The sequence below is a fragment of the Alteromonas lipotrueae genome, assembly GCF_019249255.1.
In the GTDB taxonomy this organism is placed as follows: Bacteria; Pseudomonadota; Gammaproteobacteria; order Enterobacterales; family Alteromonadaceae; genus Alteromonas; species Alteromonas lipotrueae.
The window spans coordinates 17,797-43,639 of sequence record NZ_JAESDJ010000017.1 but is presented as its reverse complement, the minus strand read 5'-3'; the positions used below and the strand labels follow the sequence as shown (position 1 = coordinate 43,639).

The following is a 25,843-nucleotide window of genomic DNA, read 5'->3' as shown; positions in this document are numbered from 1 at the left end:
TGCCTTTATCGCGGTCAACCAATACCATCTGATTGTTTTAGACGAGTATTTGGACTACCTATGATTCGAAAGTGGTTAGCAGTTGCCCTTTTTGCATGCTCTTGCCAAGCGCTGGCTCTTCAAGAGAGCGATACGCTAGAAGCGTCGTCGTCGCACTATATTCGCGATGATTTATTTATTTTCCTACACACGGGACCAGGCCGGAACTACCGTATTCTCGGGTCTGTAGAGGCAGGCACCCCGATTACTGTGATAGACCGTGATGCTGATGCTGAGTTTACGCAAGTAACCGATAATGAAGGCCGTAAAGGGTGGGTTGAATCAAAGTTTGTTAGTACAGAAATGTCGCAAGCGGAGAAACTCCCTATGCTAAGTGAGCAATTGGCACAAAGCCAAACCAGCTTACAAACTGCACAGCGGGAGAATGCGAACCTGCGCCAGCAGCTTAATGAAGCCCGCCAGCAAATCACGCAACTTACCACTGACACTGAACAGCAAAGCAACGATATTCAACGCTTAAGTGCACAAGTAGAAAGTGCCGATAAAGATGAATTGGTCACCTGGTTCACCCGTGGCGGTATGGTAGCCGGTATCGGTATTATACTAGGTGTTTTGATTACCTATATGCCTAAAAAGCGTAATCGCAGTAAAGAGTGGATGTAATTTATTGCGAGCACTCGCGATAACGCTGGTACTAAAAATGTAAATAAAGAAGAAGCGGCTTTAAAAGCCGCTTTTTTATTTCAGGACGAAACATCATGCACGCAAAAGCAAATTCATTTTTTAAGTATCTGGATCATTCGGTTCATGTAATTCGAGTTTAACGTGATACCCACTAGGCACAGCGCCCGCTTCAAATTCCCACTCTAACTTCTCTGTTAGCTTGGTAATTAATTTAAGTCCTAGGCCGTAACCTGTATCGTCTAGCTCTGGTTTGTGAAACATAGCATCATCAGCATTGTCTACACCGCCCACTCGCTCATGATTTTCTACCGTTAATGTATTGCCCTGTAAATTAATTTTCACCACACCGCAGTCGGTATGCTGAAAGGCATTACGAATAACATTGCCAATAATTATTCTACTGGCCGTATCAGGAAGGAACATTTCGGTACTCGGTACGATTAACTCGACCTCCACCGACTTTCCTTTTAATAAATAACTAAGATCGTCACAAAGCTGTCGCACCATTTCTGACACATCTACATTGTGATAAGGCAACGCTTGGTCGTTATCGCGGGCAAGCCAAAGTAAGGTTTCAGTTAAATCCGTCATGGTTTTCGACGCATTATCAATACGTGCCAATGCGTTTACTCTTTTACTGTTGGTAGTCGGCATATGCGATTGTTGCTGTTCTTTTGATAACACCCGTTGCAAGAGTTCGGTGCTACTACGTATCACCGCTATCGGGGTACGTAGTTCATGGCTAGCATGGTTCACGAAGGTGCGCTCTCGCTCCAGCGTTTGCCTGACACTTTGCAAACTGTTGTGAATGAGAGAAGCAAGTACATTAAGTTCTTGATATCTAAATGTTGGAATAGGCGCATCAAGTTGCTTTTCATCCAGCCCAGCAGCCCACTGTTGAAGTGTTTCAACGGGCCTGGTTACGCTGCGCATAATCAATAGCAAGCTGGCGGCGAAAATACCCAGCGCCGCTAATCCAATAAAAATACTCACCAATTCATGACTTAGCCATACAGGCCCTTTACCCCTCCCCCGTGGCCCACTAAACATTTGTGAAACATACCGTATTTCGCCATTATCTAGTGGCACCATTACTAGGAATCGTGCCGCATAAGGTCGCGTAAAAAACCAATCTCTTTTAAGGTCTTTTTCAAGCTGGTAGGGAATGAGCTTTTTACTTGAAAATGATTCAAGAATTTCATTTGGCTGCTGATCAAATTGAGCGCTAATGTAGAAGTTCAAAACGCTTTGTGGTGAGCTTTCAGATATGTCTGTGGTCGTGGCGACACGCACCATGGTGTGGCGCAACATACCGTCCATACCTTGGAAAAACCGATCTGAAGAAAATATAGAGAATAAGGTTATCAACACACCGCCGACGGCCAACAACGTCCATAAAACGTATCGTCGTAAACTTAGATGCAAGCCTTTAACCATGGTCTGCATCCTCGGCTAGGTAAAAACCACTATTGGGCTTACTTAATACTGAAATAGAGGCGTTCGCATGCTCTAATGCTTTGCGTAAATGATGCATATGCACTTTTAGCACATTGCTTTCAGGCACACTGTCCTTCCATGCTGCTTCTATCAGGCGTTCACGGCTCACTACTTCACCTTTCGCCAACATCAATTTTTTAAGTAAGGCGTAGGTAATTGGGCTTAGCTTGATATCGTTGCTACCAGCCTGTGCTTCTTGCCCGTTTATTTTCAAGGTTACGTTTCCCATCGCCACCTGATTCACTTGCGCCGAACGACGACCCGCTAAGGCGGTAACTCGTGCGACTAATTCTGCCATAGCAAACGGTTTCACCAGATAATCGTCGGCACCTTTTTGAAAGCCTGCAAGCTTATCTTCAAGCTGATCACGGGCTGTCAGCATGATAACGGGGGTGTCATTTCCATCATTACGCATGCGTTCGCACACGCTCAACCCATCCAATCGAGGCAAATTAATATCAAGTACTAACACATCGTATCGATGTTGATTGATTAGCTGCAAGGCTGCCACGCCGTTGCTGGCATGGTCGCATTGCATATCTTCTAGTTCTAAGTAGTCAAGAACGTTACCGGCTAACCCGATATCATCTTCAACCAGCAACACCCGAATCATCTCTTCCACCTTCTTAACCCGCCACCTGCATGGCGGCATTTTTGGTTTTACTACCAAATCGTGCTACATCTTCATAAATTAACAGCAATGCGGGGATTAATACTAATGTAATGGCGGTGGCAAACAAAATACCATAACCCAGTGATGCGGCGGCTGGTATTAGAAATTGTGCCTGAATAGAGGTTTCACCCAATATTGGGTACAGCCCTAAGAAGGTGGTGATAGACGTGAGTAATACCGCCCGAAGACGACTTGAACAGGCTTCAACCACAGCATCTTGCACCCGCATACCCGCTTCTTTCAATGCATTATAGCGTGACACCAATAGCAAGCTGTCGTTTACCACCACACCGCTTAATGCCAAAATACCATTGAGCGACAAAATGCTGAGCATTAAACCATTACTCCAATGCCCTAATACTGCACCAACAATGCCAAATGGAATGGCGGTCATAATAATCAGCGGCTGAATGTAAGACTTAAGCGGAATAGCCAGCAAAGCATATATAGAGATTAACGCTAATATAAATACGCTTTCCATGGAGCTTTGCGTTTCTTCTTGCTGTTCTGCTTCACCAGCAAAATGCAGTGATAAATCTTGGTACTGGCGAGATAGTGTTGGAACAAAGTTTTCGTTTAGATAGTTCACTAGTTCAGTGGCGGTTATTACATCGCTATCGACTGACGCACTAACAGTGAGTGCACGTAGCCCGTCTATACGCACGACTTGCTTTTGCTGAACAGCTGGCGTCATAGTGGCAATAACACTTAACGGTACTACCGTTCCATCATCTAAACGAACACGAGTATTCATTACATCCGATGGGTCCATTCGGTCTTCTTCTGGGTAACGCACACGCACTTTCACTTCGTTTTTGTTACGTAGGTAACGCTGAACAATTTCGCCGCCAAACGCTTTCAACAACTGTTGTGATAAGCTTTGGGTATCCATTCCAATGGCACGCCCTTCGGGGGTAAGTTCAAAACGCATCATGGCTTCACCTGGCGTTAACGAACTTTCCACGCCGAAGACACCGTCTATCTCTTCTAATGCTTCTTGGAACGCTGTATTTGCAGCGGTTAACGTGGCGTCATCAATACTTTTCAGCTCTACACGAAACGCATCTACCATTTCCCGCCTAGCCTGTATTTTAAGCTTTTTCACGGCCTCTAAGTTTCCACTTAGCGCAGCCCAACGGGCGGCTAATTCATCTAAGGTGTAAGGCTGCTTTTCGGCTAATGATATGGTGATAGTACCACTTTGATCGCCACTTGCAGTTACCTGCAAACTCTTCATACCGCTTTCACCAACGCCCTTTTCTTCCATCAATTGTTTATTGGCTTCAATCGCTGCGCGCTCTAAACGTAATAAATTTCGCTCAGTTTGACCAAAACTAGCATCGCTATACAAAGACATATTGGCCGATACCGTATCGCCCTGCATACTTGGAAAAAAGCCTACTCTAACCGCGCCGGTTAACGGCAAACTCATCACCACAATAAATAATGTGATGAACAGCAACACCGCGGCATAGCGATAAGTAATCGTCGCGCTTAGCGCGGGTTGATAAAGTTTTTCGTTAAACCAATTTAACCCATTATCCGCTCCGCCCTGCACTTTTCCCCATAACCCGGCAATGCCCTTTTTGCCCGTTTTTTTAGTGGGAAGGTGTGCTAAGTGGGAAGGTAAAATAAGTTTAGATTCCACTACTGACAGTAAAAGGCAAAGCGTAACAATGGTGCCAAACTGCGAGTACAAGGTACCCAAACCACCTGATACGTTCGACAATGCAAAAAAGGTAGCCACTGTGGTTAACACGCCAAATATGGTGGGCACCGCTACTTTACGGGTTCCTTCAATGGTGTTCGCCAAGGTGTCGCCGTATCGTTGCCGTGTGGAATAAACGCTCTCGCCCACCACTACGGCATCGTCCACCACAATCCCCAACGCCATAATGAAGCCAAAGGTGGTCATCTCATTAAGGGTCATACCGGTATACGAATCGGTCATGAAGTACAAAGTACCGAAGAAGATAAATGGCAAACCTGCCGCCACCCAAAAAGCGACACGCAAATTAAGAAATACTGCCAAGGTGATAAAAACCAGCACGATCCCCATCAAGGCATTGCTGGTTAACAAGTCTAAACGTTCGGTAATAAGCGTACTTCTGTCGTACCAAGTTTCCAACTGTACGCCTTCGGGTAATAAGCCACGCTCGTGCCAGTTATCAACTACGGCATGCGCCTGTGCAACCATGTCAGTCACATCGCCGTATTTATCCATGAGAACTTGCAGGCCATAACCATTTTGACCGTTATACCTCGCTAAAGAGTAACTATCGTCGGCGAATGTGTCGGTAACTTCTGCCACGTCACCTACGGTTAACACGGTTCCGTCGTCTGAGGTAACAAGGGGGATCTTGGCAAAATCACCCGCGTAATAAGCTTGTTCTGACGCTTTTAAGCGAATAACCTTCTCTTCGTTACGTAGGCTTGTGGTTAACGCGGTAGAAGACTCTTCGTTTATTCGCGAAGCCACATCAGATAAGGTTAAGCCGTACGCTTGTAGCTTGGCTTCATCTATTTCTATCGACATCATCGGGTCGATAAAACTGCCCGCATTAACATCTCGAATATCGTTTTGAGCCAACAAATCTCGCTCTAATTGCTCTCCTAAATACTGTAATTCGGCATGGCTGGCATTACCGAAAAGCTGCACCCAAATTACGTGTTCGTCACGAGTTGCTTTATCAATAATGGCGTTTTCGGCATCAGAAGGTAAGTTTGAAATACTGTCGACTTCGGTTTTTATGTCGTTGAACAATGTATCTAAATCGTAGTCTGTTTCTTTTTCTACCTGAACACTGGCGCCATTCGAATTAGACGTAGAGGTAATGCGCTTAATTCCCGGCACGGCTTCTAGTGCATTTTCGATTTTTATCGCAATGCCTTCTTCAGCTTGCTCGGCATCACCACTTTCGTAAGTCATAGAAATAGTGACAAACCTAGGCTCCATGCTAGGAAAGGCTTCTTTTCTAATGTCGCCGTAAGACACCAAGCCCAACACGATAAGACCAACCATCAAAAGGTTGGCGGCAACTGAATTTTGCGCAAACCATGCAATAATGCCTTTATGATTATTCATTGCCACTCCCGTCTATTACGGGCTTCACTGGCGTATTCACAAGGTAGTTATTCAATGGCCGCGCTACAATTAAGGCCTCGGAAGTCGAAGCATTGGGCTCAATGTAGGCGTAACCTTCATACTCAAAAAGTACGGTCGGGGTGAATTTATTGAGTAAGTTTGTATCTGGTGCAACAAACCATACTTCTTGTTTTTGAGATATTGCCGAAGAGGGGATCTTCCATACGTTGTCTAGCTCGCGCCCTTCTATTTCGGCCGCTAAAAATGTACCGAAATATAAAGGACTAGATAGCATAAGTGGGTTCTCTACCACGGCAATGGCGCGGCGCTGACGGGTATCTTCGTCTTGATGAAGCTCTATACGTTCAATAGTTGCACGCCAGTGGTGCTCGCCTGTGGTATCGGTTAACGACACGTCCCAACCAGGCTTTTCACCCACTTTTACTTGCGGTAACTGCGCCCATTGGCTCGGAGAAAGTGGGATGGATATTTCAGCCACATCGATGGAATACAACTCGGCCACTTGTGTGCCAATTTGTACATAGCTTCCAGGTTGAATGCTGCGGCTCACGACCAATGCATTAAATGGCGTACTAATATGTGAAAACGCTAAATCTCGCTTTGCAGCTGCTACGTTTTGCTCGGCTTCACGTAATGCAGCTTGGGCCGATTTGAGCTGTGGCGCGCGCAAAACTAACGCTGACTCAGGCTCACCAGTTAGGCCTGAACGCGTCCATTCATCTTGCGCCTGAATACCTTGAAGTCGTTCCTCTTCAAGGGCTACGTAGGCAGTTTCATAAGTGGCTTCTGCGGCGGCTAACGCTTGGCTATAGTCAGTTTCATCTATATAAGCCAATACTTCGTTTTGCTTCAATAAAGCACCGGTTTCAAAACGTGGCGACAAAGACGTTATTTGTCCGCTTACCTGCGCGGATAACGTTAGCATATGAATGGCTGCTGCCTGTCCATAGCCTTTTACTTTTGCACTGTACGTAGTTGGAAATATTTTAACTACGCCTACTTCAGCTATATCTGCGGCAGTGCTTGTTGTTCCTTGAGCTTGTTGCTGCCCTGAACGTTTTGCCATACCTTGATTTGGGTTAGACATTGCGCGCGGGCCAGGTTTGCCCGACTGAGGTCCACCCGCCGTTTCCATACCCTTTCGGCTAATTTTGTCGCTAGTTGGTTTTTCTGCACGTTGACTATCGGCCTGCTCAATCACGTTTTCGGCGTTAGCATTTCTAGGGCCATTGGCTCCTTTAGATCCTGGCCCCGGACGACCACCGCCTAGTTGGCTCATGGTATAAACTACGGCGATGACAATAGTCATAGCAGCAGCAAGGGTTACGATAATTTTTTTCTTGTTCATAGTGACACTCCAAGGCCTAGCGCAAAACCTAAGTCGATACGATTACTTAATTGAGAATATTGAAGCTCGACGCGCTGCGCCTGCAAATTGAAGGTAGTGTCGTAAACCGACAGTAAATCTAAAATATCCACCAAGCCTTGGCGATACTGCCCCGAAAATGTGTCGGCGCTACTTAAGGCATTCTGATAGGCGATATTTGTGTAGTACTGGCGCTGGCTGAGCGCTTTTTCATTGTCTAATGCGTCTTGTACTTCTTGCACAGCCGTTAGTAAGGTTTCACGATATTCCCACCAGCTATTCAGCGCGGTTAATTCAGCATCATCGATTTGTGCTCGTAAGGCCCCGCCTTGAAATAGGGGCGCGGTTACCTGCCCCAATAAATTCCACAATGGGTTAGTAAATAATGATTGAGACGGCGAAGTGCCAGTGTCAGTAAGACCTGCTGATAAATTAATACTGGGTAAAAGTGCTTTGTATGCCACTTTTACGTTGGCTTCACTGGCCTTTATTCCGAAATAAGCCGCTTGTAAATCTGGGCGTCTTGCTAAATCTTGTTCGGGTAAAGAAATTAAAGGCTCAAGTACCTCTGGAAATTCGCTGACTAAGGGAAAGTCTGACAAGGATTGCTCTTGGCGACCTAGCAATACGGCCAATGTGCGCTTCGCGACACTAATGCTGTTTTCATACAAAGCGATAGAGGCGCGGGTTGTTGCACTACTCGTCTTCGCGTTGTCTAAATCGTCTAATGTACCTAGCCCTGTGCGATAACGCTTAAGTATAATACTTTCGCTATTTTCATAAACGCGCAAACGTTCTTTTTCAATCGCAAGCAGTTGCTGCTGTGTAATAATATCTAAAAAACTTCGAATGACACTAGCTGCCAGTGCATCGCGAGAAGACTGATAAGCAGAACGTGCGCTGGCAGCATCAAAACTGGCAGCGTCCACGCTATCGCTAATTTTCTGCCATAAGTCCAACTCCCAACTTACGGTTAGCCCTGCAGTATAGCTTTCATTACTACCTTCAATTTTACTGCCTGAAAAGCTCGCATCAAGATTTAGGTTGTCTGCTGAATCTGCCGACTTTATCGCCACCTGTGCTTTTCGCAGCGTGATAAGGGTTTGCTGCAAGCTGGCATTATTTTCAAGTGCTTCATTTAAATAGCCTTGCAGACCTTGCACCGATACCAAGTTCGTTAGTGACGTTGCCGTTGCCGCTTCACTTGATTGTGCTTGCCAAGCAATATCGTCACCTGTCATTTCAGAGGCCGACTCGCTCAGCGAGGGCGTATCATGACTGGCACACGCACTTAAGCCAATCAGAAGCGCTATGGCCATTGGCATGAGTGATTTTTTACCTAACCCGTTCATAAGAATTCTTTTATTACCTATCCTGAACACAGGATGACATAACGAGGGTTAAGGCAGGGTTAACGCAATATTCACGGTAATAAAAACTCAACTTATGAACAATAATCTGAGTTAGGATGTAATGAGACGTACTGAATTTTTTAAGTTTTGACAGGAAATGGACTAATGCATAACTCATGTAAAATTGTGCCCCTCGCAGTCGCTATCGCATTAGCGGGTTGTTATGGCGATCAATCTGATGCCCAGTCAGATGGCAAACTTGGTTCAGAGCCTGAGTCAAAGCCTGAGTCAAAGCTTAGCGCCGTGAATCAAGAGGCGAGAGAAGGCAATACGTCAGCATTTAACAACGCTTCTTTAGTAACGCCAGTAACTACTGTTGACTGTACTTTAGAAGATGGGAGTAGCAGTGCGTGCATGCAAATTACGGTTAAGCACGTACCTGACGATTTGGAAATTGGCCCTTTTTGCCCAACAACCCTAGATGATGAAGGCGGCGTATGGGGATGGACTGGCGAAAACGCGGGTACCTATCGAATAAATGCTTCATTTTTAAAGATGCTAAATGAACTGGGCTATCATTTTTACGATGATGACGGCTCTGTACATGTGGTTGATACCCTTATGTCAGCGCCAGAAGAAGACAATACCTGCATTAATGTTGCCTTAGATGACTCGGTGACCATGACGATGTTAATCCCTACCGAGCCAAAGAAAGCGGCCTCGGCTACTCACTTAGATACGGTAGCAAAGGTTGGCGTTGGTTTAGACGGTGTACCTATTTTTGCCGATGCGCCCAGCATTCAAGAGACAGGCCACATGCCTGCGCTTGACGCCTGTGGTGGACATGTCGATCCTGGCGGTTATTACCATTGGCACGCCACAGCTAGTGACATAGATACCGCGTTCGCGACCGAAGGGGTAACCGCCGATTGTCACGTTCATCAAGATAGCTCAGCACAGTTTGGCTATGCGTTCGATGGTTACCCTATTTTAGGCAGTACTGACAACACCCACATTCAACCTGAAGATTTAGATGAATGTAATGGCCATACGGGTGCGTTAAAAGAAGGTGAGGCAGCGCAATATCACTATCATGCATCGACCGAATTTCCCAATCTACCGACATGTTTGGTCGGCGTACCGGCCGCAGATAATTTTTCTACTACTGCCAAGATAGGTATTGGCTCTGTCCGTCCTGAAGGACAAGAAGGCCCGCAAGCAGGTCATCAGCAAGGACCTCAATCAGGCAGAATGCCACCAGGTTTTGGTGAGGCGGCTGAGGCTTTAGGGATAAGTGAGCAAGCCCTAATGGAGGCGCTGAAAGCAAATGGCGGAAGGAATGCCGACTTATCCGCGGTAGCGGCCGACCTTGGCGTAAGTGAAGCCGACCTAAAAGCGGCATTGCCCAAACCTCCCAAGCGCTAAGGGCGTTTGTTGATACAACCCTCTATTGCAAAACCGTTCAGTAACAAAAAAGCCAGTCTTTACCAGACTGGCTTTTTATTTTTTATGCGAGCTAAGCGCTACTCGCTTTGTCTCTAAGGTTTAGTTAGCGACATTTGCGCAATAATAATTACTCGTCATCTTCAACTAAGGTCATTAGTGATGTATTACCACCGGATGCTGTAGTATCGATACTAATGGTTTTTTCAGTCATTAAACGCTGAATCAACTTGTCGTTATATTCAGCGGTGATCACTGGCAAGATAGCCCCTTCACGCGATGACAGCATTGCGGTAATTCGCGCCGTACGTTCAGTGCTTGAATCCACAACCACGCCCGCTAAGTCTTCATCCATCAATAAGGCATCGAAGTGACCTAAACGCGCTACTTGGAATACCCCTTTCGGCGCACCAGTAGATTCAAACTTGTTTTGAATCTCAATAGCTTCTTCGTAGAAGATTTCAGATACCACCGACACCACCGTGTTGCCTGTGGCAAGTGCAGTAACAATAGACAGCATCCAGTACTCAAACGATACGTCTTTATCGGCGAAACATACCAGGGTGCCTCTGGGTTCAAGGTAAAGTTTGTTAGATTCACCTGTAGGACCAGGAAGCTCGGTAGGTTTCGCTAACTTACGCTCAACACTGGTTAACTGCTGGCGGGCAGTGGCCAACGTGCGGTTTAAATCATCAGCTAGGTCGTCAACAATGTCGACCTTCGCAATTTTGGCTAATAGCTGACGCACCATAGATATACGGTCGTTTAACGCCATATGACGCCACTGGGCTTCAACTTCCTTAGCTTGATCCATCACTACATGGGCACGTTCGGCAATTTTATCGTCACCGACTAGCGCGTTATCAGTACCATCAACATCATCAATCAATGTTGGTTTCGGTGTAGCACGTTCCATCATTAAACGTGGCAAGTAGTTAGGCCCACCCGCTTTTGGACCCGTACCTGATAACCCACGTCCACCGAAGGGTTGTACGCCAACAATAGCGCCAATCATGTTGCGGTTAATATAGACATTACCTGCACGGCTCTTCGCAGCAAGCTCGTATGCACGCTCTTCAATGCGCGAGTGAATACCCATGGTTAGGCCGTAACCCGTACCATTAATTTGCTCTAAAACATTGTCTAGCTCTTTAGATTTAAAGCGCACTAGATGCACCACTGGGCCAAAGACTTCTTTTTCCAACACATCCAAGTTATCAATCTGATAAAGCGTAGGTGGGAAGAAAGTGCCGTTTTCAGTGCCTTCAGGCAGCTCGTTTCGATAAAGCAGTTTTCCTTTTCCTTCCATAAAGTCTACATGGTCGGTTAGGCTCTTCAGTGCTTTTTCGTCAATAACTGGGCCAACATCAGTGGCCAGCATGGTCGGATCGCCAATGGTTAACTCTTTCATGGCACCGGTTAACATCCTGATAAGATCATCAGCAATTTCTTCTTGCACGAATAATACGCGAAGGGCTGAACAGCGTTGCCCCGCACTTTGGAAACCAGAATGAATAACATCATCAACTACCTGCTCTGGTAGCGCGGTTGAATCCACAATCATGCAGTTTTGCCCGCCAGTTTCAGCAATTAACGGTACTTGCTCGCCACCACGGTTGGCAAGTTCTTGCGAAATTAGCGTGCCCGTTTGGGTAGAACCGGTAAACATCACCGCTTTAATGCGTTCATCAGAAAGCAGGGTTTCACCTACTTCTTTACCTGGGGCAATAATGAGTTTTAACGCGTCTTCAGGTAGGCCTACCGACTGCATAATGTCCACAGCGCGTTTCGCCACCATGCTGGTTTGTTCAGCTGGTTTGGCAATAACCGTATTACCGGTAACCAATGCTGCGGATACCTGACCTAAAAATATTGCCAGAGGGAAGTTCCACGGGCTAATACACAGCACCACACCACGAGGAAGCAAGCGCTTGTCTTCTGCAAGTTCTTGGGCACGGGCCGCGTAGTAACGACAAAAATCCACCGCTTCACGTACTTCATCAATGCTGTCTTGCGCGACTTTACCTGCTTCACGCATGCAAATAGCAATAAGTTCTGCCATGTGGCGCTCTAGGGCATCAGCGGAGCGATTAAGAATTTCAGCACGTTCTGAAGTGTCGCGCTTAGACCAGGCGTCAAAGCCTGCATCTGCGTCGTCCAACGCTTTGCGCATATCATCAGGTTGTGCGTAATAATGGTAACCCACCACATCGTCGTGGTTCATTGGGTTTCTTACCGCTGTTGCGCCCTCTGGAACACCATCGGTTACACTGTAAAACTCTTGCCAACGCTCTAGTTCGTGTTGTAGCGCGGTAACCGCGTTCACGTCGGTTAAATCTAGTCCGCGAGAGTTATCACGTTCAGGTGCGTATAAACCACGTGGTGTTTTAATTAGTTTGTTGAAACGCACTTTAAGGCGCTGGGTTTTTTCAACCGGATCTTCAAGCAATGACTCTACCGGCTTTTCATCGTCTACAATAGCGTTAACGAACGACGAGTTTGCGCCATTTTCTAATAAGCGACGAACTAGGTAAGCTAATAAGTCTTCATGTTCACCCACAGGCGCATAAACACGGCACTGAATTTTTTCTTCGGTTACTACCGTATCGTAAAGGGTATCGCCCATGCCGTGTAAGCACTGGAACTCAAATCCTTCTTTATCGTCGCCAGCCAGTTCAATAATTACTGACGCTGAGTAGGCGTTGTGAGTAGCAAACTGCGGGTACAAGGTATCGCGGTATTCTAATAGGCGATTTGCACAGGCATGGTAAGACACATCGGTAGATGACTTACGGGTAAATACAGGAAACTCTTCTAAGCCCGCTTGTTGGGTAAGCTTAATTTCCGTATCCCAGTAGGCACCTTTTACCAGTCGAACCATTAACGAACGGCCGACTTCGAGTGAAAGCACGCGCAAATGTTCAATCACATGGATAGCACGTTTTTGGTAGGCCTGAACTGCGAGACCAAAACCCGTCCATCCGTTTAAATCTTCATCACGGAAAACCGCTTCAATAATATCTAACGATAGCTCTAAACGGTCGGCTTCTTCTGCATCTACCGTTAAGCCTATATCGTACTCTTTAGCCAGCATGCATAGCGCTTTTAAGCGCGGCGGAATATCACGCATTGCGCGCTCTCTGTGCAAGAATTCAAAGCGCGGATGTATTGCCGACAACTTAACTGAAATGCCCGGCGAACGCTTAGGTCCGCGGCCGTTAGCGGCTTTACCAATCACTTCAATGGCTTTAACGTAAGAATCGTAATAGCGGTCTGCATCTTCCATCGTGCGGGCGCCTTCACCCAACATGTCGTAAGAATACACATAGCCTTTGGTTTCTTTTTCCTTCGCTCGTTCTACTGCGTCTTTAATGGTTTCGCCCATCACAAACTGACGACCCATTACCCGCATGGCAATATTCATTGCGCGGCGGATAACCGGCTCACCTAAGCGACCCAAGGTTTTCTTCAACAGTCCAAACTGTTCTTTCTTGCGCTTGTCAGCATAATTGACCATGTTGCCAGTAAACAATAAGCCCCATGCTGAAGCGTTCACGAACAAAGAATCTGAATTGCCAAGGTGTGGTGTCCACTGCCCTTTAGATAATTTGTCGCGGATGAGTTCATCTTGCGTATCGCCATCAGGCACACGCAACAAGGCTTCAGCCAAACACATCAATACCACACCTTCTGAGGTGGATAGTGAATACTCATTTAACAACGCATCTACGCCACCATGGCCTTCTTGGTCTCGACGAATTTGCAGTACCATTTTACGGGCGCGTTCCCACGCACGACTTCTCGCACGAGGGTTTACCTCAGCAATGGGTAAAATTTGATCTACAGCCACAGATTCACTAATTCGATAGTAGTCTCGAATGCGCTGGCGTAGGGGAGATGTAGTATGAAGTGTGTCGTTAATGAGCATTGCAACCCTTTATTCGAATAGCTGTAGAAAATGGTTCCGGTAACGTAAAACTAGCATAACGTTACATGGAAAAAATGAATTAACAAGTAAAGCTAAGCTTTGCTTGAAGCGCCCCACCTAAAGTGGGCCGCGCTTGCGTCAATAGGTATTTAAACTTCGATCTTCTCAATGAAGATCACGATATCGCCGAAATTGCGCGGATACTAGCATAAATGCGTCTTTCGCCAAGCCCTCGCTGTCAACTTTTTGCACCACTGTGATAGGGCACCTAAGAATGCAGATGAATAACATTTCGCAGATATTTATAAATAAGAAGCGACGCGCCAAGAATGTTAATTAAATGTTTAAAAAATCTAAAATTAAGGCCAATATCTCTAATATAAGGTCTACACTAGATAATATAAAAAGTGGAGGTTAACGCTAATGTGGTTACGCAATTTTAGTTTAATTCAAAGGCTCAGCATTATTGTTGCGCTTACAGCGCTGTTATTTCTGGTGCTAACCGGTGTGGTATTAAACCAGCACTATAAGGCTCTGAAAGAAAAGTCGTATAAAGAAAATCAACATCTAGTAGAAGTTGTTCATACCTTACTGGCTAATTTTGAAGCACTGGAAGGGGTTGATGAGGAAACCGCTAAACAGCAGGCGCTGACCGCAGTTAGCCGTCTTCGGTATGATGAAACCAATTATTTTTGGATTCAAGACGCCACCCCCGCTATGGTAATGCACCCCATCAAACCATCGCTGAACGGGCAAGATTTACGAAGCTTTAAAGATGGAAACGGTAAAGCGTTTTTTGTGGAAATGGCCCAACTGGTTAAGTCTTCAGGCAGTGGCTTTGTTGATTATGTTTGGCCACTACCAGGTGAGGAAACGCCGGTAGACAAAATTTCGTATGTTAAAGAGTTCAAACCATGGGGTTGGACTGTAGGTTCAGGTATTTACTTATCCACTCTTGAAGCAGAGTACGCCAACTTACGCAATTTGCTTATCGTTATTTGTATTATTAGCGTGTTATTGGTGGTAGCGCTTATCTTCTATATTGGCGGCAGTATTGTTAAACCTGTCCATGAAGTCACTGAAAGAATGAAAGATATTGCCATGGGAGAGGGCGATTTAACACGGTCACTTCCAGAATCAGGCCACGATGAAATAACGCGCCTTGCTCGCTACTTCAATGAATACACCAATAAAATGCGGCAATCCTTGTTAGGTATACGTGAAAATATCACCGCCCTAACGCAGCAAGCCGTTCTGGTTGAAACCGTTAGCCAAGACAGTAACAGCCAAGCGCAAAGCCAAAATGAAAACATGATGCAAGTTGCCGTGGCCATGGAACAAATGACCACCCAAATTCAGCAAGTGAGCCAAAATGCAGATACTGCTGAAACTAGTACTAGCGGCGCACGAGCCAATGTAGAACAAGGCACCAGCGTAGTAGAAAGTACCGTGAGTGATATTCGTTCTTTGACGTCGAACATTGAGAGCGTGAGCCATGTGGTAAGCGAGCTTGCCGAACAAACTAACAGTATTGGCGCGGTACTAGACGTTATTCGCGGCATTGCCGATCAAACCAACTTACTTGCACTGAATGCTGCTATTGAGGCCGCTCGCGCTGGGGAACAAGGCAGAGGATTTGCCGTGGTGGCCGATGAAGTGCGTACCCTAGCCAGTCGTACAGGCCAAAGTACCGATGAAATTCAGGCGATGATTGAGAAGCTACAAAGCAATGCAAAAGCCGCCGTAGACGCCGTGCAAGTCAGTCAGAATGCTTCAGCAAGTACGGTGGATAATGCCAACAAAGCGAACGATAGCTTAAAAGAAGCCGACCGGCTTATGAATGAGATTTCAGGTATGAGTAGCCAAATTGCTCGTGCGACAGAACAACAGGCAGAGGCCGCCAATGAAGCCAACATTCGCATCAATGCGCTGTCTGGCGCTGCCGATAACAGTCTAAAAACGGCGGAAAAATTAGCGAGTGCCAGTCAGGCACTCAAAGCTAGTTGTGTGGCTATAAAAGAAATTGCTAGCAAATTTAAACTTTAGTGAACCAAATTAGTCGTAAAAAGGAAGGTATTCACAGGTTTATACTACTTCCTGCGTATGGAAGTATTTAAAGCGGTGCTTTAGACTGGTTATCTACATACTGTAGATAACCCGCTAAACGTCGTTTACAAGGAGTGATATATGAGCAGTGATAGTAAAGGGATCCCAATCAAATTTTGGGTATTGGGCTTTTTTGTTCTACTTATCTTAGTGTATGTTTTATTTGCTAATACCATTATTAAAGCCGTACTAGAATCAAAATTAGGCGAATCTTATGGTGCTGAAGTCAACATTGCCGAATTTGATCACTCTTTATACCCTACCACTGTTACTCTTAGAGGCATTGGCTTAACCAACGCAACAAAGCCTTCTCACAATCAAGTGCTAGTTGGCGAAGCAAATGCTGACGTTGCCCTAATGCCGCTGCTTTCCAATCAAGTTGTGGTAAACAACCTGAACTTACTTGATGTGCAATTTGACCAAGTCCGTGAGCACGAAGGTGAAGTTTACCGGGTGCCTGAAAGCTCACTGTCCTACGATGAAATTAAAGCAAAAGCCAAAGAAGCAGTGCCTTCTGTAGACGAACTGCTTGCCCGTAATCCATTAAAAACGACCGCCGCTGTTGCCGAGGCAAAAGAAGCCTACGCCACCTATTCTGAAGGCTTGAAGCAAGAATATGAAAACTTGCCTGATAAAGCACGTATCGACTATTACAAAACCCAGGTTGCTGCGCTTAAAGAAACGAATTACAAAGATCCTCAAGCCCTCATTCAAGCCAAATCATCGTTAGATAAATTAAAAGAAGAAATGAGTGCAGATCGTGCGCTTATTAGCAGCTTTACCGAAAAAGCGTCGAATGCTAAGAGTGCGTTGAGCAACTCGGTAAAGGCCTTAAAAGAAGCGCCTAGTGAAGATTATGCATTACTTAAAGGCGTGATTGCGGGCGATGAAGCGGCATTATCTCAAGTGACTTACTTTGTATTTGGCGACAAAGCCGCTGAATATACAGAGTATTTAATGTCGGCCATGCAAATTGTGATGCCACTACTTCAAGGCGGTGATACGCCCGAGGAACCTGCAGCCGATATGCCTTCTATTTTGGTGAAACAAGCAAACGTGTCTGTGCTTTGGCAAAACGAGTCGATAAGCAGCTCATGGCAGAACATCACCAACACCCACAGTGTGTTTGGTGACCCAACGACCTTTACCATTGAAGCGGCAGGCGACATGCTTAAGCAATTTACCTCAAGTGGTGAATTCTGGATTGATGAGAGTGGTGTAGATGCAAGCCAAGTGTGGGAACTAGCTGGTGTGAATATGTCGAATATTCCAGTAAGCGGTAATGAAACACTTAATGCCGTAATGAAAACCGCACTCATGGCGACTACCGGCTCAATGAAAGTCGTTGATAATCAGCTTAGCGGCAACGGTAAAGTTAACTTGCAAGAGTTAGTGATGGAAGCCACAGGTACTAGCGATGTAACTAGCGCTATTGCCTCTGCACTTCAATCGTTAAGTAGTTTATCAATGACCATGCTACTTGATGGCACCATAGCTAACCCTGGATTTAATATTAAGTCAGATTTAGATAACAAACTGGCGCAAGCCGCTATTTCTCAGCTCACCGCGTCTCAGCAAGATAAGCTTGATGAACTTAATACCAAGCTAAATACGATGGTTGCCAGTGAGCAAGATGCCCTGTCTGGTGAATTGGTTGATATTAATGCAATGCTAAGTGCGGCACAGGGCGACAGCGGCGCCTTACAAGAATTGCTTCAAAGCCAATTGAGCAGTGTGGTTGAAGAACAAAAGAATAAATTGTTCGACAAACTCAAAGGTAAATTAGGACAAGGTGAATAAAGCACCTTTGATTCCTTTGCCCTTCGCGGCATAATAGGTAATAACGCAGAGGGCAGTTTACTGCCCTTTTTAAATTTTCCTCCGCTTACCGGTTTTCAGGTGACTTTGTGTGGCAAGATAAATGGCTTCCTATTGTACTCATCACCCTATTAGGGTTGTTGCAGTATCGGCTATGGTTTGGGAAAAATAGTATTCCTGACTACCTCAGTCGAGAGCAGGAAGTGAAAACTCAAGCGCAGCAAAACGCAAACCTTGCACAGCGAAATGCCCTGCTAAACGCAGATATCACCGACCTTAAAGTGGGTTTAGAGGCTATTGAAGAGCGCGCTCGCAACGAACTAGGCCTGATTAAGCAAGGGGAAACTTTTTACCGGATTTTACCGCCAGAAACTAAGTGAGTAACATGACATCCTCCTCTGTAGTTGCGGTTATTCCCGCAGCTGGTATTGGCAGCCGAATGCAGGCTGATCGCCCCAAGCAGTATTTACCCCTTCAAGGGAAAACGATTCTTGAACACACCGCTGAATTACTGCTAAATCATCACGCCATCGATTACCTTGTTATAGCCATCAGCTCTCACGATACTTACTTTCCCTCTCTTTCCCTTGCTAATAATCCCAAGGTGAAAGTTGTAGAGGGTGGCAATGAACGGGCTGACTCTGTGCTAAATGCAATAAATACCCTACCAGAAAATACCTGGGCATTAGTGCACGATGCCGCGCGCCCTTGTGTAAGCGCTCATGACATTACTAATTTGCTGGCGGTGATGGATAATAGACAGGTAGCTGGTGGTATTTTAGCTTCTCGGGTTCGAGACACCATGAAACGAGGCTCTGCCAAGCAAGCGGTTAATGCCGGCTTCCCCACTGTTCTTCATACTGAAAGCAGAGAAAATTTATGGCATGCCCTTACGCCGCAGTTGTTTCCCACTACGCTACTTAAAAGCGCCTTGCGGGATGGCCTAGCTGCTGGCGCAACAATTACCGACGAAGCATCAGCCATAGAGTACGTTGGCCACACGGTTGCACTTATTGATAGCGACCCTGCAAATATTAAAATAACCCACCCAGGGGACTTACCCTTGGCAGATTTTTACTTACATCAACGACAGAAGGCACAAACAGAATGCGAATAGGACACGGTTTCGACGTTCATAAATTTGGTGGCGAAGGCCCCATCGTTATTGGTGGTGTAAGCATTGACTATGAACACGGCCTAGTCGCCCATTCTGATGGCGACGTATTGCTACATGCATTATGTGACGCATTACTTGGTGCTGCAGCCTTAGGGGATATTGGCAAGCATTTTCCCGATACCGATGATGCCTATTCAGGCGCCGATAGCCGTGTATTACTCAGGCATGTTGTTCACGTAATAAATGAAAAAGGCTATACCTTAGGCAATGCAGATATGACGATAGTGGCGCAGGCCCCGAAAATGGCACCCCACATTCAGGCCATGCGAGAAATCATTGCCAAAGACTGTCATTGCGAGCTTGATGCGATCAACGTAAAAGCTACCACGACAGAAAAGTTAGGATATACAGGCAGAAAAGAAGGCATAGCTGCTCACGCGGTAGTGCTACTGGAAAAGATATGAAACCATTACATACACAACACTGGAATTACTATTATAGTAAACCCGTATCTACCGGTTTATTTAAGTTTCAAGCCGACGACTTTCAAGTGGTGGAAGATTTAGGTTACGAGCCCTACGGTGAAGGCGAGCATCAGTTTGTCTTTGTCGAGAAAGTGAATACCAATACTGCTTTTGTTGCTGAGCAACTTGCTCGTTACACCAAATTACCCCTTCGCCAAGTGACGTACGCAGGCAGGAAAGATAAATATGCTCTTACCCGTCAGTGGTTTGGTTTACATGCGCCAGGGCAAGCTGATTTCGACTTTAGTGATTTTGAGCTAGAAGGTGTACGGGTTATTAAACAAACTCGCCACAATAGAAAACTTCGCACCGGCCAATTAAAAGGCAATGCTTTTACCATTACTCTACGCCAAGTTGTGCATCCAGAAGCCATTGAAGCGCGTCTTCAGGAAATCGCTAAACATGGTGTGCCAAATTACTATGGCGAACAGCGATTTGGCGTCATGCGGGTGAACGAGCAAGGAGAAGTACAGCGCGGTGGCAACCTGGCCATGGCCGAGCGTATGATAAATGGCGAAACCATTCGCCACAGAAATAAGCGCTCTATGGCACTGTCGGCCTTGCGTAGCTGGCTATTCAATGAGGTCATATCTATTCGTTTAGAAAAGGAGACCTTCGATAAAGTACTTACCGGTGACGCATTGGTATTAACCGGCTCAAACAGCTTCTTCATTGACGATGACAAGCAGCAAGACAGTCAGCAACGTTATGAAGACAAAGATGTATGTCCTTCGGCACCGCTGTGGGGTAAGGGTGACTTGATCACCACGTCAGAGGCAAACGCCACCGAAGAGCAGGTTGCATCTACTCACCCAGAAGTTATCGACTTCTTAGGGCAATGTGGGTTCGAGCAAGAACGCCGTGCTATAAAAATATGGCCATCGCAACTTGAATGGCAAAGTAAGGGTGATACATTAACCCTATCGTTTTCATTACCTAGCGGCTGTTTTGCCACATCCGTACTTAGGGAATGTGTTGAAACCGTTTCTCCCATTCATAGTATTTAGTTGAGATTGTATGAAGATCCTAATGAGTAACGACGATGGCGTGTTTGCAAAAGGCTTAGCTATTTTGCACGAAACCATCTCCAGCGAGCACGATATTACTGTTATCGCCCCCGATCGTAACTGTAGTGGCGCAAGTAACGCCCTTTCGTTACATCAACCCCTTCGTATTCAACGTATGGATAGTGGGTTTTATTCTGTCAACGGCACGCCATCAGACTGTGTTCATTTAGGTATCAGCCGAATTCTAAAAGATGACCCAGAATTGGTAGTATCTGGTATTAATCATGGTGCTAACTTAGGCGATGATGTAGTTTATTCGGGTACGGTAGCGGCGGCGACGGAAGGCAGATATATGGGCTTACCCGCCATTGCAGTGTCGCTTGCCAGCAAGAAAGGTGAAAACTTTGAAACGGCGGCACGGGTAGTGCTAGATATTATTCGTAAACTTCAATCTCATCCTTTACCTGCAAATCAAATTTTGAACGTAAATGTTCCGGATATACCTTATGATGAGCTTAAAGGTATAGAAGTAACCAGACAGGGTCGCCGACATCGCGCTGAACCTATGTTTGAAGATAAAGACCCGTTTGGCCAAACCATCTATTGGTATGGCCCAGCAGGTTCAGAACAAGATGCCGGCCCAGGTACAGACTTTCATGCAGTGGCAAACGGGTATTGCTCCGTTACCCCACTCAGTGTTGATATGACTGCCTACCAAAGCTTAGACAATATGAAAGAATGGTTAGCAAAATAACCTAATTGCGCGCAGCAGATAACAAGGATAATAAGCACCACCATGAGAGCCTCCAGAAAAGGGGATGCGCTAGCACAACTGCTTTATGACGAAGGGATCCGTTCGCAGCCTGTGCTCAACGCCATTGCCGGTACACCCCGGGAAACATTCTTACCTGATGCGCTTAAGCATAAAGCCTATCAGAATACTGCGCTGCCTATCGGGCAGGGGCAAACTATTTCGCAACCCTATATTGTTGCGAAAATGACTGAACTGCTGCTAGATAGTCCGAATAAACCCGAAAAAGTGTTAGAGATTGGTACAGGCTCTGGTTATCAGACCGCTATTCTTGCGCAACTTTTTTCGAGTGTATTTAGCGTAGAACGAATCAAATCGCTACAATTTCATGCAAAAAGACGGATGAACCAACTCGATTTACACAATATTGCCATGAAACACGGCGATGGGTGGAAGGGGTGGACATCTAAAGGTCCTTACGATGCCATTATTGTGACGGCTGCGGCCAGTAGTTTGCCGCAAGATTTATGCGATCAATTAAAAGAAGGAGGCCGTCTGATCATTCCTGTAGGAAATGAACAGCAGTCTCTATTATGTATCGACAGGATAGAAGGCGAACTAAAAACCACCACCATAGAGGCGGTACGTTTTGTTCCCTTAGTAGCAGGAGAGCTATTGTGAAATTGTTCGAGCCAATGTACGACATGGCACTTCGATGGGCTAGACACCGCCATGCGGTTAAATATTTAGGGGGGCTTAGTTTTGCTGAGTCAGTATTTTTCCCTATTCCGCCTGATGTCATGCTCGCGCCCATGTCGTTGTCTCAACCCGACAAAGCGTGGCGCTTCGCCCTTATTACTACGCTTGCGTCTATTTTGGGGGGGATTGCAGGTTATTGGCTGGGTTATTTTGCCTTTGATGCATGGTTAGCGCCTATCATTGATAGTTGGGGCTATACCCACAAAATAGAAACTGCCACGCAGTGGTTTGCCGATTATGGCGTTTGGGTGGTGTTTGTTGCTGGGTTCTCGCCTATTCCCTATAAGGTCTTCACCACAAGTGCTGGCTTTCTACAGATGGCCTTTTTTCCTTTTCTTATTGCGTCTGCGGTAGGCCGTGGCGCAAGATTCTTCTTGGTCGCAGGACTTATGCGCTGGGGCGGTGCCCCTATGGAAGCCAAACTGCGCCAATATGTGGAAGTATTAGGCTGGGCAGTGGTGCTATTGGCTGTTGCCGCTTACCTCATCTTGCGATAATGGCAAAGCGATGTCATACCGCTTCTTTCTGATCAGTGTTGTGCTACTGCTACTACAAAGTTGCAGTAGCCGTACCGATCCTGCCCCTGTTGTTTTATTAAATAGTCAAGCAGATCAAGAGTCTGGTGGATTCACATCAGATACCTATAAAGTACAGCCAGGGGACACCCTTTTTGGTATCGCTTGGTACACAGGAAATGACTATCGAGATATTGCTAAATTTAACAGCTTATCAGAACCTTATCGCATTTTCCCTGGTCAAGAATTACGCATTTCTCCCCCACCCAAAATTGTAAAGATTTTGTCAAGACCCAAGCCACAGACCACTCAGTCAGCAGATCCGACCACAACAACAGTAGACAAAAGTTTGATTGACCCCCCTAAACCACGGGCGTATGGTGAAGGTGAAAAAGTTGTTAAGCGACAAAACGTTACGAGCGTCAACAGGCCGCCAGAAAGCGTCAAAATAACGGCACCCAACAGTTTTCCTAACAAGATAAAAAAGTGGGTTTGGCCTAGCAAGGGCAAGATTGTTGAAACGTTTAGTAAGTCAGAGTCGGGCAACAAAGGAATTGATATCGCTGCGGCTAAAGGTACATCGATACACGCGGCAGCAGATGGCAAAGTTGTTTACTCAGGAAGCGCCTTAAGAGGCTATGGTAAATTGGTTATTATCAAACATACCGACACCTTTTTAAGTGCCTACGCATACAACGACACAATAATCGTAAAAGAACGAGATTGGGTGTCAGCGGGGCAAAAAATCGCCACCATGGGAGACAGCGGAACAAATTCGGTAAAACTTCATTTTGAAGTTAGATATCGTGGTAAGTCTTTAGACCCACTGCGTTATCTGCCAGCTACACGACCATAATAATAACAAATAATAATAAGAAACGAATTAAGGAGAAACGTCGTAAGGTAACCTTGAAGCAGGAGATTCATTGTGGGTCATATAAATCAAAGCCTAGAATCAAATACGAAAGATGACTTAAACGTCATTGATATGCCAGCCGATCTGAAAACGGATAAAATAATATCTGATGACACTGACACCAATTCAGAAGAATTAGTGTTAAGCCAAGACGACCAACCAAAAAATCTAGACGCCACTCAGTTATATCTAGGTGAAATCGGTTTCTCGCCTCTGCTTAGTGCAGAAGAAGAAGTGTTTTTCGCCAGAAAGGCTCTACGTGGATGTGAAGCCTCACGCAAGCGCATGATTGTAAGTAATTTACGCCTAGTTGTAAAAATAGCGCGTCGATACAACAACCGCGGCCTTGCTCTGTTAGATCTAATCGAAGAAGGGAATCTAGGACTTATACGTGCTGTTGAAAAGTTCGATCCCGAACGTGGTTTTCGTTTTTCAACGTACGCAACGTGGTGGATTAGACAAACCATTGAACGCGCAATTATGAACCAAACGCGCACTATTCGTTTGCCTATTCACGTCGTTAAAGAACTTAATGTATATTTACGTGCAGCTCGTGAGTTATCTCAAAAACTTGATCACGAACCTACTGCCGAAGAAATTGCACTTGCCTTAGACAAACCTGTCGAAGACGTTACCAAAATGCTGCGACTTAATGAACGTATTACGTCAGTAGATACCCCAATTGGTGGCGAAAACGATAAAGCGTTGCTAGATATTCTGGCCGATGAAAAAGAATTCGGTCCAGAAGAGAACTTACAAGATTCAGACATCAAATCAAATATTGTTGGCTGGCTTGAAGAGCTCAATCCTAAACAACGTGAAGTGTTGGCAAGACGCTTTGGATTAATGGGTTATGAGCCTTCAACGCTTGAAGATGTTGGTGCTGAAATTGGTCTGACTCGGGAACGAGTTCGCCAAATTCAAGTAGAAGCGTTACGTCGGTTGCGAGATATTCTAGGCCATCAAGGCCTATCGCTAGAAAATTTATTTAACCAAATGAATTAATAGCACATTGCACCAACACCATGCCGAGGCGCACTCTGTCCTCGGCATTTTTGTTTGTAGTACTAAGCTCTAGTTAAGCTCACGAAAACATAGTCATGTGGGTTTTTCTCATCCGCAGAGTGTGCTTCGCGGCTAATCTCCTTCCACGATCCCTGGGCTTCATAATCGGGAAATTGCGTATCGCCTTCTACCGCTAATTTGATAAATGTCAGGTGCAAGGTATCAGCCTTATCCAAAAAGGCCTGATAAATGGTCCCACCACCGATAATCATCACCTCATCTGGCTGACTCTCTAAAGCTAAAGCATGCTCAATGGCCGCTTCAGGTGACGATACCACCGTTGCGTCTGGCAAACTGTAAGCACTGTTAGTAGTGATAACGATATTCGGCCTTCCCGGCAAAGCACGGCCGATAGACTCATAAGTTTTACGGCCCATAATGACAGGCTTACCCATGGTGATTTGCTTGAAATGTTTCAAATCTGCTGGCAAATGCCAGGGCATGTCGTTATCTGCGCCGATAACGCGTTTGCTTGCCATTGCGGCAATCATGGCAATTTTCATAGTGATACTGACCAAAAGTGTTTCAATAACGACTATGATAACTGATTACCACCATCGCGATAACTCTTGCGTTAATAACAATCCGTTATTCCCCCGCCTCATTGTGTAAATTGGCCCCTCTATTACACCTTGTCCATTTTATTTACCTATCTTGTTTCAATTAACCGAATATCAACCGATATTATACGAGCTGTGGTGTAGTGGTAAAAACTTCTGTTCCCCTATAGTGATTACTCATTTGTTTCTTATTAAAATCCAATCAAATGTAAATAATAACAATTATCATTTGCGATCGTGATTTATATCGACTAGGGTGTAATCAGGAGGGCAAGCAAATGCAAATAACGTACTTGTGTGCAAAACACGAAGATTGGATTTATAGCAACCCGGAGCAAGCGCTTCACTTTATGGCCAGAGATGAAATGCAGGGCACGCTTTTACTGCATTGCGGCCAATACACCGATGCCATACCTTACTTAGGTTGTGCTTTTGATATTGCAGTCATTCTTTTAGAAGTGGATGGCGGCGAAAATGAAGCCATGAAGAGCAAAGTAAAGGGGTTGGCAGGATTACTCGAAGAAACTTATTACCACCTTAAGCTTCCCGTTTACAGAAATGCCATTTTAGACAGGGCGAATTCCGTATTGCAAGCTACAGAGTCGGCTTTGCTGACCGCATTTTTACTCAAATCTGTACATCCATAAGTTGAAAAT

21 protein-coding genes are annotated in these 25,843 nt (G+C 45.6%); 14 read left to right on the top strand and 7 right to left on the bottom strand.

What is annotated here, in order from left to right:
- The first annotated feature begins 60 nt into the window (after positions 1 to 60).
- Entirely contained in the window at positions 61 to 663 is a 603-nt protein-coding gene (locus KYS23_RS17870; RefSeq protein ID WP_201299236.1) for a TIGR04211 family SH3 domain-containing protein, read from the top strand.
- Between the two features lie 120 nt (positions 664 to 783).
- Here KYS23_RS17870 and KYS23_RS17865 read toward each other — a convergent pair whose 3' ends face one another.
- The 5 genes from KYS23_RS17865 to KYS23_RS17845 are packed head-to-tail and all read right to left on the bottom strand — an operon-like array spanning position 784 to position 8,678.
- Positions 784 to 2,121, bottom strand: coding sequence for a sensor histidine kinase (locus KYS23_RS17865; RefSeq protein WP_218419665.1), 1,338 nt, complete (start codon positions 2,119 to 2,121; stop codon positions 784 to 786).
- Positions 2,114 to 2,794, bottom strand: a complete 681-nt coding sequence (locus KYS23_RS17860; protein WP_218419663.1) for a response regulator transcription factor — start codon at positions 2,792 to 2,794, stop codon at positions 2,114 to 2,116. Before KYS23_RS17860 ends, KYS23_RS17865 begins: the two co-directional genes overlap by 8 nt.
- 13 nt (positions 2,795 to 2,807) lie before the next feature.
- The gene (locus KYS23_RS17855) at positions 2,808 to 5,939 is read right to left on the bottom strand and encodes an efflux RND transporter permease subunit (RefSeq protein ID WP_218419661.1); all 3,132 of its coding nucleotides are present in this window, start codon (positions 5,937 to 5,939) and stop codon (positions 2,808 to 2,810) included.
- Positions 5,932 to 7,308: an efflux RND transporter periplasmic adaptor subunit gene (locus KYS23_RS17850; RefSeq protein ID WP_218419659.1), complete on the bottom strand. Its 1,377-nt coding sequence runs from the start codon at positions 7,306 to 7,308 to the stop codon at positions 5,932 to 5,934. The genes KYS23_RS17855 and KYS23_RS17850 overlap by 8 nt, the downstream gene beginning before the upstream one ends.
- Entirely contained in the window at positions 7,305 to 8,678 is a 1,374-nt protein-coding gene (locus KYS23_RS17845; RefSeq protein WP_218419657.1) for a TolC family protein, read from the bottom strand. The genes KYS23_RS17850 and KYS23_RS17845 overlap by 4 nt, the downstream gene beginning before the upstream one ends.
- Positions 8,679 to 8,843: 165 nt before the next feature.
- Here KYS23_RS17845 and KYS23_RS17840 point away from each other — a divergent pair, with 165 nt between their 5' ends.
- Positions 8,844 to 10,103: a YHYH protein gene (locus KYS23_RS17840; RefSeq protein ID WP_218419655.1), complete on the top strand. Its 1,260-nt coding sequence runs from the start codon at positions 8,844 to 8,846 to the stop codon at positions 10,101 to 10,103.
- Positions 10,104 to 10,251: 148 nt separating this feature from the next.
- Here KYS23_RS17840 and putA read toward each other — a convergent pair whose 3' ends face one another.
- Positions 10,252 to 14,049 (bottom strand): bifunctional proline dehydrogenase/L-glutamate gamma-semialdehyde dehydrogenase PutA, encoded by a 3,798-nt coding sequence (putA, locus tag KYS23_RS17835; protein ID WP_159528553.1) that lies wholly within the window; start codon positions 14,047 to 14,049, stop codon positions 10,252 to 10,254.
- A gap of 423 nt (positions 14,050 to 14,472) precedes the next feature.
- On the opposite strand from putA, the gene KYS23_RS17830 reads away from it, so the two are divergent.
- The 11 genes from KYS23_RS17830 to rpoS all read left to right on the top strand — a co-directional run bounded on the left by KYS23_RS17830 (position 14,473) and on the right by rpoS (position 24,567).
- Positions 14,473 to 16,095: a methyl-accepting chemotaxis protein gene (locus KYS23_RS17830; RefSeq protein ID WP_218419653.1), complete on the top strand. Its 1,623-nt coding sequence runs from the start codon at positions 14,473 to 14,475 to the stop codon at positions 16,093 to 16,095.
- Between the two features lie 141 nt (positions 16,096 to 16,236).
- The gene (locus KYS23_RS17825; protein WP_218419652.1) at positions 16,237 to 17,955 is read left to right on the top strand and encodes a TIGR03545 family protein; all 1,719 of its coding nucleotides are present in this window, start codon (positions 16,237 to 16,239) and stop codon (positions 17,953 to 17,955) included.
- 107 nt (positions 17,956 to 18,062) lie between these two features.
- Positions 18,063 to 18,353 carry a cell division protein FtsB gene (gene ftsB, locus KYS23_RS17820; RefSeq protein ID WP_013785529.1) on the top strand — a complete coding sequence of 97 codons (291 nt, stop codon included), beginning with the start codon at positions 18,063 to 18,065 and terminating at the stop codon, positions 18,351 to 18,353.
- Positions 18,354 to 18,358: 5 nt separating this feature from the next.
- Positions 18,359 to 19,090 (top strand): 2-C-methyl-D-erythritol 4-phosphate cytidylyltransferase, encoded by a 732-nt coding sequence (ispD, locus tag KYS23_RS17815; RefSeq protein ID WP_159528545.1) that lies wholly within the window; start codon positions 18,359 to 18,361, stop codon positions 19,088 to 19,090.
- On the top strand, positions 19,081 to 19,554 hold the full coding sequence (gene ispF, locus KYS23_RS17810; protein ID WP_159528543.1) for a 2-C-methyl-D-erythritol 2,4-cyclodiphosphate synthase: 474 nt from the start codon (positions 19,081 to 19,083) through the stop codon (positions 19,552 to 19,554). The genes ispD and ispF overlap by 10 nt, the downstream gene beginning before the upstream one ends.
- The gene (gene truD / locus KYS23_RS17805) at positions 19,551 to 20,621 is read left to right on the top strand and encodes a tRNA pseudouridine(13) synthase TruD (protein ID WP_218419650.1); all 1,071 of its coding nucleotides are present in this window, start codon (positions 19,551 to 19,553) and stop codon (positions 20,619 to 20,621) included. Before ispF ends, truD begins: the two co-directional genes overlap by 4 nt.
- 10 nt (positions 20,622 to 20,631) lie before the next feature.
- Positions 20,632 to 21,375 (top strand): 5'/3'-nucleotidase SurE, encoded by a 744-nt coding sequence (surE, locus tag KYS23_RS17800; protein WP_159528539.1) that lies wholly within the window; start codon positions 20,632 to 20,634, stop codon positions 21,373 to 21,375.
- Positions 21,376 to 21,417: 42 nt separating this feature from the next.
- Positions 21,418 to 22,053: a protein-L-isoaspartate(D-aspartate) O-methyltransferase gene (locus tag KYS23_RS17795; RefSeq protein ID WP_159528537.1), complete on the top strand. Its 636-nt coding sequence runs from the start codon at positions 21,418 to 21,420 to the stop codon at positions 22,051 to 22,053.
- Complete coding sequence (locus tag KYS23_RS17790; protein ID WP_159528535.1) at positions 22,050 to 22,628, top strand: YqaA family protein; 579 nt, start codon at positions 22,050 to 22,052, stop codon at positions 22,626 to 22,628. The genes KYS23_RS17795 and KYS23_RS17790 overlap by 4 nt, the downstream gene beginning before the upstream one ends.
- 10 nt (positions 22,629 to 22,638) lie before the next feature.
- On the top strand, positions 22,639 to 23,502 hold the full coding sequence (locus KYS23_RS17785) for a peptidoglycan DD-metalloendopeptidase family protein (RefSeq protein ID WP_159528533.1): 864 nt from the start codon (positions 22,639 to 22,641) through the stop codon (positions 23,500 to 23,502).
- A gap of 72 nt (positions 23,503 to 23,574) precedes the next feature.
- Positions 23,575 to 24,567 (top strand): RNA polymerase sigma factor RpoS, encoded by a 993-nt coding sequence (gene rpoS, locus KYS23_RS17780; protein ID WP_129736278.1) that lies wholly within the window; start codon positions 23,575 to 23,577, stop codon positions 24,565 to 24,567.
- 62 nt (positions 24,568 to 24,629) lie between these two features.
- On the opposite strand, the gene folA is transcribed toward rpoS, so the two are convergent.
- The gene (gene folA / locus KYS23_RS17775) at positions 24,630 to 25,118 is read right to left on the bottom strand and encodes a type 3 dihydrofolate reductase (protein ID WP_159534347.1); all 489 of its coding nucleotides are present in this window, start codon (positions 25,116 to 25,118) and stop codon (positions 24,630 to 24,632) included.
- 347 nt (positions 25,119 to 25,465) lie between these two features.
- Here folA and KYS23_RS17770 point away from each other — a divergent pair, with 347 nt between their 5' ends.
- A complete protein-coding gene (locus KYS23_RS17770; RefSeq protein WP_159528532.1) occupies positions 25,466 to 25,834 on the top strand; it encodes a hypothetical protein in 369 nt (122 codons plus the stop codon).
- The last annotated feature ends 9 nt before the right edge of the window (positions 25,835 to 25,843 follow it).

Coding starts and splice junctions, on each gene's coding strand:
- KYS23_RS17870 (WP_201299236.1), top strand. CDS start 61: ATGATTCGAAAGTGGTTAGCAGTTGCCCTTTTTGCATGCTCTTGCCAA.
- KYS23_RS17865 (WP_218419665.1), bottom strand. CDS start 2,121: ATGGTTAAAGGCTTGCATCTAAGTTTACGACGATACGTTTTATGGACG.
- KYS23_RS17860 (WP_218419663.1), bottom strand. CDS start 2,794: ATGATTCGGGTGTTGCTGGTTGAAGATGATATCGGGTTAGCCGGTAAC.
- KYS23_RS17855 (WP_218419661.1), bottom strand. CDS start 5,939: ATGAATAATCATAAAGGCATTATTGCATGGTTTGCGCAAAATTCAGTT.
- KYS23_RS17850 (WP_218419659.1), bottom strand. CDS start 7,308: ATGAACAAGAAAAAAATTATCGTAACCCTTGCTGCTGCTATGACTATT.
- KYS23_RS17845 (WP_218419657.1), bottom strand. CDS start 8,678: ATGAACGGGTTAGGTAAAAAATCACTCATGCCAATGGCCATAGCGCTT.
- KYS23_RS17840 (WP_218419655.1), top strand. CDS start 8,844: ATGCATAACTCATGTAAAATTGTGCCCCTCGCAGTCGCTATCGCATTA.
- putA (WP_159528553.1), bottom strand. CDS start 14,049: ATGCTCATTAACGACACACTTCATACTACATCTCCCCTACGCCAGCGC.
- KYS23_RS17830 (WP_218419653.1), top strand. CDS start 14,473: ATGTGGTTACGCAATTTTAGTTTAATTCAAAGGCTCAGCATTATTGTT.
- KYS23_RS17825 (WP_218419652.1), top strand. CDS start 16,237: ATGAGCAGTGATAGTAAAGGGATCCCAATCAAATTTTGGGTATTGGGC.
- ispD (WP_159528545.1), top strand. CDS start 18,359: ATGACATCCTCCTCTGTAGTTGCGGTTATTCCCGCAGCTGGTATTGGC.
- ispF (WP_159528543.1), top strand. CDS start 19,081: ATGCGAATAGGACACGGTTTCGACGTTCATAAATTTGGTGGCGAAGGC.
- truD (WP_218419650.1), top strand. CDS start 19,551: ATGAAACCATTACATACACAACACTGGAATTACTATTATAGTAAACCC.
- surE (WP_159528539.1), top strand. CDS start 20,632: ATGAAGATCCTAATGAGTAACGACGATGGCGTGTTTGCAAAAGGCTTA.
- KYS23_RS17795 (WP_159528537.1), top strand. CDS start 21,418: ATGAGAGCCTCCAGAAAAGGGGATGCGCTAGCACAACTGCTTTATGAC.
- KYS23_RS17785 (WP_159528533.1), top strand. CDS start 22,639: ATGTCATACCGCTTCTTTCTGATCAGTGTTGTGCTACTGCTACTACAA.
- folA (WP_159534347.1), bottom strand. CDS start 25,118: ATGATTGCCGCAATGGCAAGCAAACGCGTTATCGGCGCAGATAACGAC.
- KYS23_RS17770 (WP_159528532.1), top strand. CDS start 25,466: ATGCAAATAACGTACTTGTGTGCAAAACACGAAGATTGGATTTATAGC.